The 17,022-nt window shown below is 39.1% G+C and carries 15 protein-coding genes and 2 pseudogenes; 9 read left to right on the top strand and 8 right to left on the bottom strand.

The window, feature by feature from the left end; genetic code table 11:
* Together ACM0OY_RS30425 and ACM0OY_RS30420 are read right to left on the bottom strand one after the other, a co-directional pair.
* Nucleotides 1–636 (bottom strand): ATP-dependent metallopeptidase FtsH/Yme1/Tma family protein (locus ACM0OY_RS30425; protein ID WP_414572497.1); only part of this gene is annotated, 636 nt, incomplete at its 3' end.
* 174 nt (nt 637–810) lie between these two features.
* Nucleotides 811–993: pseudogene (locus ACM0OY_RS30420) on the bottom strand (DUF2949 domain-containing protein); the annotation flags it as partial.
* Nucleotides 994–1,300: 307 nt separating this feature from the next.
* On the opposite strand from ACM0OY_RS30420, the gene ACM0OY_RS30415 reads away from it, so the two are divergent.
* Entirely contained in the window at nt 1,301–1,507 is a 207-nt protein-coding gene (locus ACM0OY_RS30415; protein WP_414572496.1) for a hypothetical protein, read from the top strand.
* Between the two features lie 23 nt (nt 1,508–1,530).
* Here the strand turns inward: ACM0OY_RS30415 and ACM0OY_RS30410 are convergent, their stop codons facing one another.
* Nucleotides 1,531–1,974, bottom strand: a complete 444-nt coding sequence (locus tag ACM0OY_RS30410; RefSeq protein WP_414572495.1) for a TOBE domain-containing protein — start codon at nt 1,972–1,974, stop codon at nt 1,531–1,533.
* Nucleotides 1,975–2,371: 397 nt separating this feature from the next.
* Between ACM0OY_RS30410 and ACM0OY_RS30405 the strand changes: the two genes are divergently transcribed.
* A complete protein-coding gene (locus tag ACM0OY_RS30405; RefSeq protein ID WP_414572494.1) occupies nt 2,372–3,169 on the top strand; it encodes a hypothetical protein in 798 nt (265 codons plus the stop codon).
* A 3-nt stretch (nt 3,170–3,172) separates the two neighbouring features.
* Here the strand turns inward: ACM0OY_RS30405 and ACM0OY_RS30400 are convergent.
* Nucleotides 3,173–3,472 (bottom strand): annotated as a pseudogene (locus ACM0OY_RS30400) (DUF4351 domain-containing protein).
* 70 nt (nt 3,473–3,542) lie between these two features.
* Nucleotides 3,543–4,097, bottom strand: a complete 555-nt coding sequence (locus ACM0OY_RS30395; RefSeq protein ID WP_414572493.1) for an acireductone dioxygenase — start codon at nt 4,095–4,097, stop codon at nt 3,543–3,545.
* Nucleotides 4,098–4,353: 256 nt separating this feature from the next.
* On the opposite strand from ACM0OY_RS30395, the gene ACM0OY_RS30390 reads away from it, so the two are divergent.
* The 3 genes from ACM0OY_RS30390 to ACM0OY_RS30380 all read left to right on the top strand — a co-directional run bounded on the left by ACM0OY_RS30390 (nt 4,354) and on the right by ACM0OY_RS30380 (nt 6,572).
* On the top strand, nt 4,354–5,799 hold the full coding sequence (locus ACM0OY_RS30390) for a deoxyribodipyrimidine photo-lyase, 8-HDF type (RefSeq protein WP_414572492.1): 1,446 nt from the start codon (nt 4,354–4,356) through the stop codon (nt 5,797–5,799).
* A 265-nt stretch (nt 5,800–6,064) separates the two neighbouring features.
* Complete coding sequence (locus ACM0OY_RS30385; RefSeq protein ID WP_414572491.1) at nt 6,065–6,310, top strand: hypothetical protein; 246 nt, start codon at nt 6,065–6,067, stop codon at nt 6,308–6,310.
* Complete coding sequence (locus ACM0OY_RS30380; RefSeq protein WP_414572490.1) at nt 6,291–6,572, top strand: hypothetical protein; 282 nt, start codon at nt 6,291–6,293, stop codon at nt 6,570–6,572. The genes ACM0OY_RS30385 and ACM0OY_RS30380 overlap by 20 nt, the downstream gene beginning before the upstream one ends.
* 266 nt (nt 6,573–6,838) lie before the next feature.
* Here the strand turns inward: ACM0OY_RS30380 and ACM0OY_RS30375 are convergent, their stop codons facing one another.
* Complete coding sequence (locus ACM0OY_RS30375; RefSeq protein ID WP_414572489.1) at nt 6,839–8,053, bottom strand: glycosyltransferase family 4 protein; 1,215 nt, start codon at nt 8,051–8,053, stop codon at nt 6,839–6,841.
* A gap of 271 nt (nt 8,054–8,324) precedes the next feature.
* Here ACM0OY_RS30375 and ACM0OY_RS30370 point away from each other — a divergent pair, with 271 nt between their 5' ends.
* Nucleotides 8,325–9,344 (top strand): Npun_R2821/Npun_R2822 family protein, encoded by a 1,020-nt coding sequence (locus ACM0OY_RS30370; RefSeq protein ID WP_414572488.1) that lies wholly within the window; start codon nt 8,325–8,327, stop codon nt 9,342–9,344.
* A 399-nt stretch (nt 9,345–9,743) separates the two neighbouring features.
* On the opposite strand, the gene ACM0OY_RS30365 is transcribed toward ACM0OY_RS30370, so the two are convergent.
* Nucleotides 9,744–10,388, bottom strand: a complete 645-nt coding sequence (locus ACM0OY_RS30365; RefSeq protein WP_414572487.1) for a hypothetical protein — start codon at nt 10,386–10,388, stop codon at nt 9,744–9,746.
* Nucleotides 10,389–10,945: 557 nt separating this feature from the next.
* Nucleotides 10,946–12,949: an AAA-like domain-containing protein gene (locus ACM0OY_RS30360; RefSeq protein ID WP_414572486.1), complete on the bottom strand. Its 2,004-nt coding sequence runs from the start codon at nt 12,947–12,949 to the stop codon at nt 10,946–10,948.
* Nucleotides 12,950–13,451: 502 nt separating this feature from the next.
* Between ACM0OY_RS30360 and ACM0OY_RS30355 the strand changes: the two genes are divergently transcribed.
* The 3 genes from ACM0OY_RS30355 to ACM0OY_RS30345 all read left to right on the top strand — a co-directional run bounded on the left by ACM0OY_RS30355 (nt 13,452) and on the right by ACM0OY_RS30345 (nt 16,954).
* A complete protein-coding gene (locus tag ACM0OY_RS30355) occupies nt 13,452–14,996 on the top strand; it encodes a PAS domain-containing protein (protein WP_414572485.1) in 1,545 nt (514 codons plus the stop codon).
* 172 nt (nt 14,997–15,168) lie between these two features.
* Complete coding sequence (locus ACM0OY_RS30350; protein WP_414572484.1) at nt 15,169–15,768, top strand: cytochrome b/b6 domain-containing protein; 600 nt, start codon at nt 15,169–15,171, stop codon at nt 15,766–15,768.
* 301 nt (nt 15,769–16,069) lie between these two features.
* The gene (locus ACM0OY_RS30345; RefSeq protein ID WP_414572483.1) at nt 16,070–16,954 is read left to right on the top strand and encodes a ParA family protein; all 885 of its coding nucleotides are present in this window, start codon (nt 16,070–16,072) and stop codon (nt 16,952–16,954) included.
* The last annotated feature ends 68 nt before the right edge of the window (nt 16,955–17,022 follow it).

Genomic DNA, 17,022 nt, shown 5'->3' with positions numbered 1-17,022 from the left:
ATGTCTTACATCAAGCGATGTGAATTGATTTTTTATTGTTTGTGAGAAATTTGCGGTAAAACGTGCCGGAGTCTTGAGAAAATCTACAATTTCCACTAACTCAGTTTTAGCTTCTTCTACCCCAGCCACATCTTGGAAGGTAATTTTAGCTGATTCACCTTCAACGTAAACCTTCGCTTTACTCTTACCGATAGAGAGAACACCTTGAGAACCACCGCTACCGCGTGAAATAAAGAATTGCCAGATACCAATAAAAATTAATGGTGGGATGACCCAACTCAAGAGGGTTGTAAACCAAGTATTCTTCGGTGGAGGCGTAGCCGCAAATTCAACTCCTTTTTGTTCTAGGAGTTTGGGCAATTCCAAATCAAAGATTGGTGTAGTTGCAAACACCTGCCCTGGTTCACCATTCTCTGTTTTTAATTCGTAGAGAATCTGGTTTTGACCAACGGAAGCGCGGCTGACTTCCCCTTCCTGTACTTGATGAATAAATAAGCTATAGGGAACGCCAGCAGGACGAGAACCAAACAAACCAGGCAAAAACAGATTTAAAAGCAGGAATAACCCTGATACTGCTAGCAATACATTGGCAATAATTCTAGTCCGGGGTGGCTGAGGCTGTTGTTTAATTGTCATAGGTGTTATCTAATCCTTGTTAGTCATTGGTCATTAGTCATTGGTCATTGGAAAAGAGGAGGCAGAAGGCAGAAGTTCTTTAATTTTGAATTTTGCGGAAAGTCTGAGCGGAGGAAACCTCCGCTCAGAACTTTCCAAGAGAGAATTTTGAATTTTGAATTGATTTGTCTCCCCAGCCTCTTCTAGCCAATCAAAAATTTGGGCTAACTGGTCTAGTGTTATCAGCCCATATTGCCAGAGGGTCATTGCTAGGAAGTTGGGAGTCTGTTCGCAATGTCGCAAGGCCAGGGAAATTGCTTTCCCAGAAATAGCCAACTCTTTTTCTAAAAAATGCGCTAATTGATTTGTGGCTTTCATGGCAATGTTAAACAATGTTAAATAAATTTATTTTTGATGGAATTTGAGAAACTCAACAAAAGACTCCTTAAAAATACTCACACGCAAAGCAGTTTGCCAAAAGCCATCACAGGGTGACTGCTTTTGTCTGACGTAAATCCAGCGTGCAATGAGGTATCCACCCAACTTAGGCGATATCTAAGACAGACTACGCCTACGCCAAGTCGTTCATGCAATCTTCATCCTCAAGAGTAATCAATTCTCCCTTTCAGCAAGCTTGGCTACGATTTTTAATCTATGTAACTAAACTTAACAATTAAACTAATCTTTGGGAACTAATGAGCAAATACGGTTTACCGTACTCACAGAAGGCAAAGAGTGGGAGACACTCCAACGCGCAGAAATTATCAAGTCACAGCGTCAGAGTGTCATCTTTGATATCTGCGATCGCATCGCTATAAATACTAACTTTATCTTAGAGATGTTCAGAATTAAAAATGTTAGTTATTCAGTAAAATTCATCTTCCTAACATAATTATGCTCCAAATCAAAATCATTCTATTCTCTGGCAATAACTATATCATTAGATTTAATAACTGCATAAGCTTCTTTTCCCACAGCTAGTTCCAACTCTTCAGCAGAAGCTCTGGTGATAATCGAGGTTAATTCTACTTTGTGAATAATTTCGATAGTTACTTCACTATTAACGGCTCCATAAACCACTCGTTTAACGACACCTTTAAGAATATTGCGAGAGCTAACTTTTAATGATTTTCTGGGAATGTTAGTTTCTAACTCAGGCTTTTGAGCGTAGATATCTTGTTGTTCTTCCTGGCTAGTTGGTAATGATATTGGTGGTGAAGAGTGCTGATTGAGACTACGCACGAGTTCCCGCAGAATTTCAGTCTTGGTGCGTTGGGACTGTTCGCAGAATTCTTCTAAAATCTTCCGCTCGTCCTCAGAGGTTTGAAATGTGACCCATCCTTGTTCTTTTCTTGGCATAATGTTATCAATTTTAGTTATCTTGGTACGATTCTACCAAGTATCAATTCGATGTATCGTTTTAGTAATAACATTTTTTTTCGAGTAATTTCTCCATTTTCCAGGAAAATTAATCAATTAATCTCATACATTTAACTACATAGATATTTATTTTTTGTAGATGCAAAATAATTTGTTACTTGATAACGGATAAGCATCATTACATCTATACCAACAAAAATGGTAAAAGATAATGTTTAATGACTGCTGTCCGTCTTAGCCAATGTCAACGCCTTTTTAGGGGTTTTGTCGATGTTTTCCTAGCTTTTTGGCAATTGGAGAGTTAATGTAGCAGAAAACTCGGCGAGCGATCGCACGATTACCATAGGATTATTTCATGTGAGTTTACAAAAGGGTGATGAAACACCTTAAATCGCGTTCTCAAGACCTGCGGAGTTTGTTTGAGAACAATATCACCATTGAATACGTTGCAGAACCGCTCAAAGCTATGCCAGCTGATGCAGAGGTGACAGAAGTGCTGCATTGGATGGAGGCACAAAATTTTGATGTCATCGGCATCGAAACCGGGGATACTATTAGCGGTTATGTAGAACGGTGTAGTTTGATTCAAGGTAAATCTGGCAAATGTAGCGACTATCAACGGGTATTTCATCCCAAAGAACTAATTGCCATTTCCACCCCACTGATGAAGTTACTACCCATTTTGCAACAAACTCCCCGATTGTTTGTTCTCGACTGCAATCAAGTGAGTGGAATCGTTACCTGTGGCGACTTGCAGAAAGCACCCGCTCGAATGCTATTGTTTGGGTTGGTAACGCTCCTAGAAATGAATCTCCTGCGACTGGTGCGGCTTTACTATCCTCAAGATTCTTGGCAAGAAGTCCTGAAAAAAGAGCGGTTAGAAGTTGCTAGGCGGCTATGGCGAGAAAGCCAGGAAAGAAACGAAGCTACCGATTTGTTAGATTACCTGCAATTCTGCGATAAACGAGAGTTGGTTTTAAATCAACCAGAACTTCTCGAACAGCTGGGACTGAAATCCAAGCGGTTTGGCGAACGTTTCCTCAAATCTGCTGAACAGTTGCGAAACCGATTAGCTCATGCCCAAAATTTAGTCACTGGTTCCTCTTGGACAGAGTTGATTTCTCTAGCAGAAGCGATGGAAATGCTGTTAATTCGCTGTGAAGAAGTTGAGTAAAGTTTATTGATGGTTCTGCAACCAGCCTACTAAATCTGCTGCTGTAGAGAAATCTAATAGCGCTTCGCTCAACTCTTCTAATTGAGTTAGAGATAATCCTTCAATCTGCGATGTCTACGACAGGCTTCTCTACGAGACGCTACGCGTAGCTTGCTTCCCCGTAGGGGTACGCCTACGCAATTCTGGAGCAATGATACCAATTCGCCGAGTCAATAAGCGCAGAACTACTGACAAAGCCTCCTCTTTTCTCCCCTGCTCAATTCCTTGTCTAATAATTCTTTGATAAACCACAGATTCTTGCATAAGCTCGTCTCGCAAAAGGCTGCTGATGAGATTGTTGTCATATTTTAACCCTGCAAGCAACTAATGATTGTTAACGCGGCTTATTGAGGGAATCACTCACTTGAGTACCTGTATACTTAGGAACCCATCCTTCTGCATTTGCAAAATAGCGTACTGCTTTGAAATTCAACGATGCATTTGGGCTGCACCAATGCTCAACACCTGGGGGTATGTAGAGATAGTCTTGTGCCTGAATTAAAAGCTGTACTTGACTACCATCGGGTCGCAGGAAGCCATAGATCATTTCTCCTGCCAACACATATAGGGGTTCAGCAGCAGTGTGAGTGTGGTAACGACCGTATGTTGCTATTAGCTGATGAAGATTGGGGGAACCTGGATGGAGATTCAGCAAGTCAGACCACAGAGCCTCATTTTCTTGCTGGATAAATTCAAAGACGCTGTTATGGAGTTCTATGATATAAAGTTTTTCAGACTCTGTTAAAACCTCCTGGTCTAGCAGATTTGGGAAAAGCAGCGATGTGCCTGGGTCGTAGTGTCTAAGTTCAATACCAAGAGGGGCAAGTTCACGAGCTATTTCGCCTAAATCGCTCTCAATTGTGCCGTCATTAAGTAGGAGGTTAGCCATGACAAAAAGACTAATTAACTGTTAAGAAGAGTATACTCAACTTTTAACTCAAAAGCCACTATTACCGATTGACAAACCGGGGATTTTGGTAATGGGGTATTGGGATGCTGAGTTGGGAGTTAGGAGTGAAGAGTTAGGAGTTATTATTTGCCCCTTTGCCTGATGCTCAATTCACAGAATAAATTTATCAGCAGAATGATGCTGATTGGAGCCATTAACATCTAAGCTAGTACGGGTGAACTATCTTGAGTATGGAATGTCTGACTTAATTCTGTTTTGGCATCGTCGGGATTTACGCATTTCTGATAATACGGGACTGGCTGCGGCACGGGAGCAAAGTCCGAAGGTGGTGGGTGTGTTTTGCCTCGACCCGCATATTCTGGAACGAGATGATGTTGCCCCGGCGAGGGTAACTTATATGATTGGCTGTTTGGAGAAATTACAACAGCGATATGCCGAAGTTGGCAGCCAGTTGTTAATACTTCATACCGATCCCGTGCAAGGGATACCAGCTTTAGCTGAGGCGTTATCAGCAAAAGCTGTTTTTTGGAATTGGGATGTAGAACCTTATTCCCAAGAACGCGATCGCACTATTATAAATGCCCTCAAACAAAAAAGTATCCAGTTTCTCAGCCAAAACTGGGATCAAATTCTCCATTCCCCAGAAGAAATACGGTCGGGCAGTAATCAACCTTATACGGTTTATACTCCCTTTTGGAAAAATTGGATTAGCAAACCCAAGAGTCAACCAGTAGAAACTCTGCAAAATACCGAGGGGTTAACGGAAGCTGAACAGACAATTGCGAAACTTGCAGGAGCAATGGCATTACCTTCTGCAAAAGATTTAGGATTTATTTGGGATGGAGGATTGATTCTCTCACCAGGAGAGGCGGCGGCACAAGAACGGCTAGAGGAATTTACTACTAAAGCCATTACTGAATACCAAGAACAGCGCAATTTTCCCGCAGTTGATGGAACATCCCAACTGAGTGCAGCTTTGAAATTTGGCGCCATTGGTATTCGTACTGTTTGGCAAGCCACAACACAAGCACAAGAAAATAGTCGCAGTGAAGAAGCAACAGTCGCTATCCGCACATGGCAACAGGAACTAGCTTGGCGCGAGTTTTATCAACACGCAATGTATAACTTCCCTGAATTAGCTGATGGTGCTTTCCGCAACACCTTCAAGAACTTTCCTTGGGAAACTAACGAAACACATTTCCAAGCTTGGTGCGAAGGAAGAACTGGCTACCCGATTGTGGATGCAGCAATGCGCCAGCTGAATGAAAGCGGGTGGATGCACAACCGTTGTCGGATGATTGTCGCTAGTTTTCTCACCAAAGACTTGCTAATTAATCCCCAACTAGGAGAAAAATACTTTATGCAGAAGCTGATTGATGGTGATTTATCTGCTAACAATGGTGGTTGGCAATGGAGTGCTTCTAGTGGGATGGACCCCAAACCCGTGCGAATTTTCAACCCAGCCAGTCAAGCACAAAAATTCGATCCAGATGGCGAATACATTCGCCAATGGGTGACAGAATTGCGGCATGTGGATACAGAATATTTAGTTACTGGTAAAATTCCTCCTTTAGAACGCCATGCTGCTGGCTATCCGGAACCAATCGTAGATCATAAAAGACAACAACAGCAGTTTAAAGAGCGTTATCAACAACAAAAAACCGTCAGTAGTGCTCAGTAATTGAAGTTGTGAACGCCAAACCCTTGAGGCGTTCTCTGACAGTAGCCGCACAAGTTTCTAATATGGGCAATTTAGCGGACATCATATTATCCTATAATTCACTGAGAACCCGGCTTTACTAAGATTGCAGTCTTGTGATTTGGATGCTTGACCGCAAATGCCCTGATACTTTAATGTGCCTTCTTAATAAATTCCGCAAAAACACCGTTACTTAATTTGTCTTTCCGATCAAAACTGAGAGCATCCAGTTGATTAGGGTTTATTTATGACCAGCCCTGTAACGACGGTTATCCAGGTCAATTTGAAGATGGCTCTGGAGGTAGCTCAAGAATTGGAGCAAGCTCCATATACCAAACTCGGTGCTTATTGTTTAGAAATTTTGCGGGAAATTGGATGTCCTGGTACTGAACTCCCAGATAACTTACAAACTCGCGATCAGCAGCTCAATTTCATCACTGGCTTTGCGTCTTATGCTTTTGGGGAGGTACAAAATGTCCAGAGCATTAATTGAAGATATCTTTAATGATTCAGAAGAAGCACAAGAAATTACTTTTCCTGCCACAGATCAAGATTTATTAATTTTAACAGAAAAATTTTTAGGGTTTGAAATTCCCTCAAAGGTTTTCTTGCAAGCTATATCGATCGCTGCTTACGATTCTGCATCTGCTTTTCGCTACGTTGATAATTATTTGGCTATCCTCAAGAATAAGAATAAGCGTAAGCATAAAAAATTACTTGTGTTCAAGCCTGCGACTAATTTTGAAAATAATTGAGTCGTTGTATTTTCACAAAGTGATACAATTTTGGATTTGAGATTTTTGATTGTGTTCGGGCGTGCATCTTCTATATAATGAGTTACTTTGCATATTTTTAGTAACTCCATCTATTACAATCATGATTGAAACCCGTATAACTAAAACCCAATAAGGTTTAGATAAGATAATTTGCATCACCAATCATTTATTTATATAGAGACGTTGTAATACAACGTCTCTATATGCATTTGTTTTAATAATTCAGAATTCCAAACAATTAAGAATTATGCAAGACAAATTTGTTCATACCTTTTGCCAGCGATATCCCAAGTGAATTCTGCTTCTACTAGTTGTCTGGCATTTTGCGACAATTGCGATCGCAATTGGGGATTCTCGAATAATTTACTAATTGCGCTGACGTACTGTGCAGGTTGATTGGCTCGTAATGCACGTAATGGTTCGCTAGTACCGTCTACAGCTAATCCTTCTAAACCGCGATCGCTTGCCACTATTGGTACACCAGCTGCCATTGCTTCTAGAGTCTTATTTTTAATGCCAAAGCCAGTCCGCATCGGTACAACGCAGATTGTTGCTTTGTGCAAATACTCTACCATTGAAGGTACACGTCCAGTAACATGAATTCCTGGTTTTTTATTAAGTGCTAAAACTTCTGGCGCTGGATGAGAACCGACAATCTCGAAAGTTGTGTCAGGATATTTCTTTTGGATTTCTGGCAATACTTCATTGCTGAAAAAGCACACAGCATCAACATTCGCCAAATAATCCATTGCACCAATAAAAATTAAATGATGTCCCCCTGGATCGCTGGTACGATAGGGAAAAGAAACTAAATCTACGCCGTTGGTGATAACTGTAATTTTACTATTGGGGTTAAATTCTTGTATTTGCAGTTTATCTTCTTCTGTTGTCACAACAATTTCTGAAAATTTAGCACAGTAATTTTGTTCATAACGACGCAAAAGTGGCAGATTAATTTTGTCTCTGATTGTATTTTGAGAAATACCGATCGCTAGTTGTTTACGACAAGTGGCATAAACAGAACTATGAACATTAACTATGGTTTTTAGCTGTTTCTGAAAATGTGGCTGCACATAAATTTCATTGACGCTATGTTCGCAAGTGATCGCATCACATTTTCCTGCTTCTACCCAATTATTAAGCCAGGTCTGCATCTCCACTGAGTAGTGGTTGAGTACACTTGGGGGTGTACCCTGAAACAAAAATTTACCAAAACGCTGTATCTTTTTCAACATTTTGGCTGTGGTTGCAGAATCTTGCGGGCGATCGAAAACTACCAAATGATCGACACAATCACGTAATCCTACTAATTCCGCATCAGTAACACCGTGTTCTCGTTGAGTAACCAAGGTAACAGTATGGTGTTGAGCTAAATACTTAAGTAAATAAAATGTCCTGACTTGGGTTCCCCCCCTTGTTGGTGGGTAGGGAAAGGTGCAAGATACCATCAAGATGTTCATACAAGTAATGCATCAAATGTGATACATACACCATGACCTGCTTTATGCCTGTATGTCATCATAAGTATCCCTTAATATATGATTTGTAAAATTTTCATAAATTAAAGCAAACAAAAAGCTAGTTACCTATTAACAGACCGTAATGGTAAATTTACTGTATAGTTCTACCTCAGCTATTGTTTTTATAGTCCAGTGTAAGTCAGTATGTAACTGTCACTGACAAAGTGCTGAGCGAACAAACTAGTCTATAAGTTAAGTAGGATTTAGCAAAATGAAATCATTTGGTATTTATACGCTTGCCAATGATACTGTATACGACCAATTAGTTGCTTTGCTAAACAGCATTGAGGTAAATGTTGGAGAAGATATTCCTGTTTGTGTGATTCCTTATAACCAGCAATTAGATTTGGTTAAACAGGAACTCAAATCTAGAAAAAATATCACACTTTTTGAAGATTGGGAAGCAATTCATCGCTGGGATAATTTCATCAATGAGCTTTGGGATGCTCATCCCAGAGCAAATGATTCTAAATTAAATCGTCCAGGATGGTACAAAGGTTCTGTACACCGAAAGTTTGCTTCTTTTAATGGCGAGTTTGATAAATTTGTGTTTTATGATGCTGATAGTTTAGCCATGAAACCAATTGATGACGTTTTTGAAAAGCTGGATAATTACGATTTAATATTTAACGATTGGGAACATGCTAAACCTAGAGAAAAAACACAATTAAATATTGATGTACTTGAAAAAGTCACACAGCTAACAGAAGCTGATTTGCGTGCCAAAATTCATTGTGATAGCTTTTTTGGTTCTAAGCGGTTGCTTTTCGGTGGCGAAGATTTAGATATCATTAAAGAAAGATGGATTGAAAAAGGTGAATTTGAATGGATTCGTCCAGGTTCTTGGTGGTCTAGTTCTGGCATATTCGTTTATATAACTTTATACGGCGATCCCCGAATATTTAACTTTACCCTCAGTCCCAATCCTCAAGATAGGACAGGTAACTGTGCTAATGCAGACAGATTCGTAAATATTAATAATGTTCTTTACAATGAAGATGGCTTAAAACCAATTCATCGCATTCATTATATGAGCTATTCTTCTATTGACTTTGCTCGTTTATGTCAAGGAGAAGATGTGAATATTGATTATAGAGATGAGTTTTTATATTATCGATTTCTCAAACAGCCAGAACGAAAACCAAAAGAGTTGAAAGTTCCTAATGTGATGTCGCAAATGAATCGTTTTTTGAAAAAATCGCGGAAGAAACTTCAGAGAATGATTTCTTAAACAAGAATTCACAAGGATAAGTAAGTCAACGATAAAAATTCAATGTATATAAAGTAGGGTGTGTTATGCCGTAGGCTAACGCACCCCGAATTATTTAGGATGTGGCGCTTGGCGACAATTTTACATAGCTGTTTCTCGTCTTGTCTTACGAGCTACGGTGTACACACAAGTACTGTCTGCAAGGGTTTCAAGGCTTATAGACCCTTTAATTTGTCATTACGAGCAAAGCGAAGTAATCGCATAATCCTTTAGTTTTTGTGATTGCTTCGTCGTTCCTCGTCTCTACGAGACGCTACGCGAACGCAATGACGGGCTTCCGCAAACATCCAACAGCCCAGAGCTAGATGACACAACCAAGCGTTAGGTGGGATTTCAAGAGTTGTGTATACACCATAGGTCTTAGGAGGGAATGTCGCCTTCACTGACTTCTTCCTCTGAGGTGACAATATCCATAGCTAGCATTTGAGATGCTTTTTCTCCCATACTTATTGTTGACTGCCGTGCCCATATTGCCATTGCCGCTGCCCCTGCAATAGGTAACCATTTAGCGATAAATCGTTTAAGTAATTTCTGGGAGATATTGCCTCCAAGCCAAATGATTATTTTTTGTATTACTCTCAGAGATGCTTTTTTCACAAGCAACTGACTACCTTTAACACTCACCAACCCGATGGCGCCCCCTCCTAGTACTGTAGAAAATATCCCAAGTAAGAGATTTTTATTTAAGTGTGCTTCTTTCCCGTGTGCTACGCCGAGGTCGTAGATCATTTGAATTTGATTTCTAATAATAGCGGCTAGTTCGGGTACAGTAGCAAGCATTCCCCACGGACCGGGAATGAAATTAGCCGCACCTGCAATCAGAGCATTCTGGTTGGAATAACTTTTAGTTATGGAATCAATATCTTGTCGAGTGGGTCGCTTAGTTGGATTTTCTATAAAGTGCTGTTTTCTTGTAAGGGCAACGCTCTCAAAAACTCCCTCCAAAGCATTTGCGATTTTAGCACTGAAGTCGTTAGAGTTATTTTTCTCTTTGTTCTCAGTCATTCTCTAGATACCAAACAAACTATTTCTAACACGATAAAAATTTACTGGATATTATAAAAAAACTCTGAAAAGCCTAATTCACATATTTATTAAATAATATAATTTAGTGATTTTTACGAATAAAATTACACTTGCTCAAAATAAATATATAGGACTAGTATTTGATTTCTGAAAAAATCTAAGTATGTGTAGGGTGTGTTACGGCTTCCGTAACGCACCACCCGAAGGTTTTGGTGCGTTAGCCTACGGCATAACACACCCTACGTATATTTCAAAAATCAAATATGATTCCTATAGAGCTTTTTAGTGATAACAATCATCTGAATAATTCTTTTGTTAGTAAACTCAAACTTTTTACACAATACTGTTATTGTTTGTAACAAATATAACTATAACATGATGGGTCAGCCATAGCGATCGCTTTTATTGCCAAGTCTGAAGATATTAGACTGGTCAACGCTCGAAACTGGCTTTATTAGAGTTACATCAAATACTTGCTTGATATCAAGGGGCGATCGCTTAGTATTAGCGAGCGTGGTAGAAATTATTATTAATAGTTAACCTAAAACAACGCGATCGCGTCCTTGCCTTTTAGCGTGATAAAGTGCTTTTTCAGCAGCATTAACTAAATTAGCAGGCTCAGTTTCAACCGCGGGAATAATACTAGCTACCCCTAAACTCACAGTCAAAACAGGAGCAGGCAAACCACCAATGCTAGGATACTCACACTGAATCGCCAATGTTTTTACTTCCTCTCGAATATATTCGGCTATGTACATTGCAGCAGCAACATCTATTTTTGCGAGAATCACAAATTCTTCACCACCATAGCGAGCCACTAACACCTCGTTATTTTCATCTTTTAAATCTCCTGTTGGGAAAGTTGCAAAATAATTAGTAGCAGGATAAGCAGTTTTATTAGTAGAAGATGAGAAAGTACTATTACTTAATAAGCATGTTACGCAGTTACAGATAGTATTAGCAATTTTTCGTAAACACCGATCTCCTGCGGCAATGCCGTAAGTTTTATTATAAATTTTGAAATAGTCAATATCGCATAAAATTAGTGATATTGGGGTGCACTGACGAACAGAACTTTGCCATTCAATTTGTAGGGAAGTTTGAAAATAGCGACGATTTACTAATTGAGTTAGTTCATCTAAGCTAGAGAGGACAACTAATTGTTGATTTTCTTGTTTCAATTGTTCAACATAATTATTGTTAAATTCCTGATGAATTTTCAGATATTCGCGAAAATATAAACGATATAATTCACATGTGGGAGTACAGCGATCGCCTTCTAAATTAATTAGTCCCATAGACTGTAATTTATATGCCAATGCTGGTTCTAATTTCACATAATTTTTAGCATTAATTACTTGATAAAAAGCTGCTGCTAAATCTGGTTCATCTCGTAGTACTAATATATCTTGCTTTAAATACTCATGATAAATTCCTGAGTTTGTAGGTGCTTGTTGCAATAGCTGTTTTAAATTACCTTGTAATCCTCCTTTACCTACAAGATGATATAAAGCCAATCGTACCAAGTAAGGATGTCCCCCCAGCATTGCCATTAAACTGTCAGCATCTTTACCATCTTTCCAATCCAAACCGTGACGTTGTGCTAAATCTTGCACTTGTTCTTTTGTAAACAAAGGCAATTTAATCGGCAAACCAATATTAAATGGTGATTGAGTCAGTTTGATGGGAACAATAATTTCTGTAGAGTAAACCAGAACCAAGCGTAGTTTTTGCCAAATTTCTACTGCTTTAGCTTGTTCGTGCCACGAACGCACTAATGCTAACAATTCTCCGGCAATTTCCTGATAATCAAACACCCAATCCGCTTCATCCAAGACTAAAACCAGAGGAGCTTCTAACGCAGACAATAAATATTTTTGGAAATAGATAGAGCAGCTGACTTTGCTACCCATCTGTTCATCCCAATAATCATTGAGTTTTGCTTCTAGCTGTAATTCCCGACTGACATTGGCACAAAACCAACGCAAAAATTTATCCAAATTAGCAAATACTGTTTTGTCTGCTTGCTGAAAGTCTAAGCTTACGGTGCAGAAGTGTTGTTTTTTAGCGCGTGCAAGCAGCCGCAGAACTAGGGAGCTTTTCCCCATTTTTTTGGGTGCTTTGATGGAGATGACACTCCCTGGTTGAGTTATTTCTGCGTAAGCAACTTCCTCAATTGGTGGGCGAGAAATATAGAATCTGGAATTTAGGGATACTGGTCCACTTGGAAATTCTAAAGATATGGCTGTGGCAGTTTGGTTATATTCCTTAACTAACTGCTGATGTGCTTTATTAAGACGATGATTTTCTAGAGTTTGGCGGAAATTGGATTGATTTATCGGTTCTTTGTAAAAATCACTCAGGATTTGCCATAAATCAGCAGCAACTTTTCTGAGGCGATCCTCAGCATAATTTACTTCAACTGCTATATTGGTGTAGGTTTTTCCTTCCCAGGAAGAACGCAATACAATTTCTTGGAGTGTTGTTAAACCGGTTGCTTGACTGGCTTTTAATAGGAGTACTACTTCGTCTATAGTCATCACTCATTGACTCTAATTCAGCATGAAATTGTCTCACACGATTATTCTTGGCAACTTTATGTAGCTTGTTTTGTGTGGGTAACAGCCAGCCCTTTCCAAAAAGCTACAAACAAGTCTGGATAATTTTTTTGTATCCTCAGATATTTGACGTGATTTCATCATAAAATTTTTTTACAAATTTTTGCGAGTTTTTCTCTAATTTTATGTGATTCGATCTACTTTTTTGAGACATATCTTAGAATGTAGATGCACACAAATTAGCTGTTTTTTTCTCAAAAATAGCTAAGGCGATCGCAACAAAGGTAAGATTTGTCCATTTAGTTTTTGCTAAATTACATCCAAATTAACGATCTGGGCTGATAATCTGAGATCTAAGTTACAGTCTAATCAACTGAGTTGACGATTTGTTAACAAAACCGTACTGTCCATAACTGTATCGTCACGGTGCTAAGACAGCGTAGAGAGAGAAGCACAGGATATCTTCCTCATCGTAACAGTGGCTATGCATATCGAAGAACCCACTATTAATCCATTGGAAACTCAACTCTCGGTACAAGATAACCAGAGTTTTTCAGAGCCAGAACAACTAGAAAAAGGACAAAAAAATTTAGTTTCAGAGAATTCAGGTCCTTGCCAATGCTCGCAAGCGGCCTTAGAAATGGCCTTAATAGCCAGTGGCTTAGGGTTGTGGGATTGGAATCTGGTAACAGATAAAACTTATTACGATCCTCAGTGGAAAAGCATTCTGGGGTATGAACCAGACGAAATCGATAACGATTTGAAATCTTTTGAGCAACTGGTACATCCCCAGGATTTGCCGAGAATTCGCCAGGTATTGCAGGATTATCTTCAAGAATACACACCTGTGTTTGAAGTGGAATTACGGATGTTAACTAAATCCGGTGAGTGGAAATGGATTCTGACTTGTGGCAAAGTATTTCAGTGGGATGAATTTGGTAAACCAGTGCGGATGGCGGGGACACACAAAGATATTACTCAACAGAAAGCGATCGCTATTCAAGAATACCAACTATCTCAACAACTCCAAAAAGAAATTGCCGAACGCCAGTCTCTCGAAACCCAAGTCAGAGAAAAATCCCAGCAGCTAGAAATTACCCAGCAAAAACTCCAATCTACCCAAAGACAGTTATTCGAGAACCAGAAAATGGCTAATCTCGGTCAACTGGTGGCAGATATAGCTAACGAAATTCATAACCCAGTTAGCTTTATCTACTGCAATCTCCATCCTGCCAGTCAATACACTGAAGACTTAATCAGAGTTATTGAACTTTATCAACATTACTATCCCACACCAACCCCAGTCATTGGCTTACATTTGCAACGCCTTGACCTCAATTTTCTCAAGACGGACTTTTTGAAATTACTCTGGTCAATGCGAGCCGGAACTGAGCGCATCAAAGAAATTGTTTTTGCTTTGCGGAGTTTTTCCCACTCTGACCAAGGTCAAATGCAAAAAGCTGACTTGCATCAAGGACTTGATAATGTTCTGAGAATTTTGCAGCATCGCCTGAAAGAACAGCCTGATAGACCAAAGATTGAAATAATTAAAAATTTTGGGGAATTGCCCTTAATTGAATGCTATCCTGGTGAACTAAATCAGGTATTTATAAATATCTTGACTAATGCCATTGATGCCTTGGAAGAAAAAATTCACCAAAATTATTCATTTAATCCCAAAATTTGGATTCATACAGAAATTATTAGCAGTCACTTATCATTAGTCAACAGTCATCAACCTTGCTTAAATAATCAACAACTAGGAAAAAAGCAGAAAGTTATAATTCGGATTTCTGATAATGCTAAAGGTATACTTCCCCATATTCAAAGACATATATTTGAACCCTTCTTTACTACCAAAGCGGTAGGAAAAGGATTGGGACTATCAATTAGTCAGCAAATCATAGTGGAAAAACATCAAGGTAAACTTAAATGTAACTCTCAATTAGGTCAAGGTACAGAGTTCGTAATTGAGATGAGTACAACAGCAAAACACCATATCTATATGAAAAAACACGCCAGCTTTTAGTTAATTAATCTTTGTTTACAAAGATAGCAATTTTTGATAAATATAGGACTTATACCATTCTCTGAAAATCTTCATACATATAATATTTTACCTAGGGTAGCACAGCTAGCTGTGCGCCTCTACAAGGTATTTGTATGGCTAGATAAACAATAAATACTATCAATTAAAATCTATGACTTCAACCATTTCCACCAAACCTCATAAGTTACCCACCCAAGCAATAGGAGCCAAAATATTTCATTGGTGTAACATCATTAGCCTATTTCTGATGCTCACCAGTGGACTACAAATTTACAATGCCAACCCTGTTTTTGGTGGACGTGCAGGCTTACACATTCCACCAATATTTACCTTGGGAGGTTGGCTTGCAGGAGGTAGACATTGGCATTTTGCAGCAATGTGGCTATTTTCGTTAAATCTCTTGTGGTATGGAATTTACGTTTTAATTACCCGGCGCTGGCGACATCGGTTTGTAGGAGCTAACGACCTCAAAGCATTACAAAAAACTCAAAATTCCAAGCGCCTCATTTATGCTTGGCATCGTATCGCCTATACAGCAATTATTCCCATCTTGCTGTTGGCATTATTTACAGGAATAGGAATGTATAAACCTGCTCAATTTCATTGGATTGTGGATTTGTTTGGTAGTTGGCAAGCGTTACGAATTGTTCACTTTGCCTCAGTACCAATGGTTATTTTATTTGCAGTGAGTCACTTTTTACTAGGACGTCAAGCAGGGGGTTCTGAACTTACAGAATCAATGTTTTGGTAAAACAAGAAAAGGGGAGTGGGGAGTAGGGAGTGGTGAATGTGGATTCTTCGGCTTCTCTACGAGACGCACTCGCGTTCGCTTAGGTCAAGGCTGAGCGGAGTCGAAGCCTTGACTGTTAAATGTTGAATTATTATTTTCCCCTCTGCTCCCTATCTTCCCATCTCTCCATCTCGCTCATTCAATACTTCTTTACTCAGAACAGTTTTGAGTGTGCCAAAATATTAAATTTAATGGAAGATTTGATAGATTCAGAGGGGTGTACGCTACCTAGATGGAAATGCGTTAACAAAGGATTCAATCAATGGGATATGTAATTGCAACTGCAAATATGAAAGGTGGTGTTGGTAAAACCACCCTGACTGTCAACTTAGCTACCTGTTTAGCTAAAAATCATGGCAAGCGGGTACTTGTCCTTGATTTGGACAGCCAAATTAGCGCCACACTCAGTCTGATGTCACCATTAGATTTTGCTAAGCGTCGTAAACAAAGTAAGACATTTAGATATCTCATAGATGAGGTTATCAATCCAGAACCACAAGCAAAGCTGACAATTCAAGATATCATTCAATCCCAGGTTTGTAACCTTCCTGGGCTGGATTTATTACCGGGAGATATCGACTTGTATGATGAATTTGTTGTGTCAGAAATGCTGCATAAACAAGCAACTGCTTTAGGTGAACAAGACTTTGAAACGATTTGGAATCGCTTTGAAAGAGTTTTGATAAATAACATTTTAAAACCTGTACGGCAACAATATGATTTTATCCTGCTCGATTGTGCCCCAGGTTATAATCTATTGACTCGTAGCGCTTTAGCTGCCAGCGATTTCTACATACTTCCTGCTAAACCAGAACCCTTGTCTGTAGTGGGTATTCAGCTACTAGAAAGACGGATTGCCCAATTAAAAGATAGTCACGGAAATGAAAGTAAGATAGATATAAAAATGCTAGGAATTGTCTTCAGTATGTCTAGTGCTAATCTTCTGACTGGCAGATACTATAAACAAGTTATGCACCGTGTTGTTGAAGATTTTGGTGTAGAAAAAATTTGTAAAGTACAAATACCAGTTGATGTTAATGTTGCTAAAGCTGTTGATAGTTTTATGCCAGCTGTTTTAAATGCTCCTCAATCACCTGGTTCAAAAGCGTTTTTTCAGTTAGCTCAGGAGTTGTTGCAAAAACTATAGTCCTACTTAATCTCTCATAAACAGCGAAATTCCCTAATTGTTTAAGAATTAGGGAATTTTTACATATC

Origin of the sequence: Nostoc sp. CCY 9925, assembly GCF_963920935.1 — a bacterium.
In the GTDB taxonomy this organism is placed as follows: Bacteria; Cyanobacteriota; Cyanobacteriia; order Cyanobacteriales; family Nostocaceae; genus Nostoc.
This window is presented reverse-complemented; position numbering and strand designations above follow the sequence as displayed.

Excerpts from the sequence above, each read along its gene's own strand:
- ACM0OY_RS30410 (WP_414572495.1), bottom strand. The coding sequence starts at position 1,974 with ATGCCAAGAAAAGAACAAGGATGGGTCACATTTCAAACCTCTGAGGAC.
- ACM0OY_RS30360 (WP_414572486.1), bottom strand. The coding sequence starts at position 12,949 with ATGACTATAGACGAAGTAGTACTCCTATTAAAAGCCAGTCAAGCAACC.
- ACM0OY_RS30355 (WP_414572485.1), top strand. The coding sequence starts at position 13,452 with ATGCATATCGAAGAACCCACTATTAATCCATTGGAAACTCAACTCTCG.
- ACM0OY_RS30345 (WP_414572483.1), top strand. The coding sequence starts at position 16,070 with ATGGGATATGTAATTGCAACTGCAAATATGAAAGGTGGTGTTGGTAAA.
- ACM0OY_RS30350 (WP_414572484.1), top strand. The coding sequence starts at position 15,169 with ATGACTTCAACCATTTCCACCAAACCTCATAAGTTACCCACCCAAGCA.
- ACM0OY_RS30375 (WP_414572489.1), bottom strand. The coding sequence starts at position 8,053 with ATGAACATCTTGATGGTATCTTGCACCTTTCCCTACCCACCAACAAGG.
- ACM0OY_RS30365 (WP_414572487.1), bottom strand. The coding sequence starts at position 10,388 with ATGACTGAGAACAAAGAGAAAAATAACTCTAACGACTTCAGTGCTAAA.
- ACM0OY_RS30405 (WP_414572494.1), top strand. The coding sequence starts at position 2,372 with ATGAAACACCTTAAATCGCGTTCTCAAGACCTGCGGAGTTTGTTTGAG.
- ACM0OY_RS30395 (WP_414572493.1), bottom strand. The coding sequence starts at position 4,097 with ATGGCTAACCTCCTACTTAATGACGGCACAATTGAGAGCGATTTAGGC.
- ACM0OY_RS30390 (WP_414572492.1), top strand. The coding sequence starts at position 4,354 with ATGTCTGACTTAATTCTGTTTTGGCATCGTCGGGATTTACGCATTTCT.
- ACM0OY_RS30370 (WP_414572488.1), top strand. The coding sequence starts at position 8,325 with ATGAAATCATTTGGTATTTATACGCTTGCCAATGATACTGTATACGAC.
- ACM0OY_RS30385 (WP_414572491.1), top strand. The coding sequence starts at position 6,065 with ATGACCAGCCCTGTAACGACGGTTATCCAGGTCAATTTGAAGATGGCT.
- ACM0OY_RS30380 (WP_414572490.1), top strand. The coding sequence starts at position 6,291 with ATGTCCAGAGCATTAATTGAAGATATCTTTAATGATTCAGAAGAAGCA.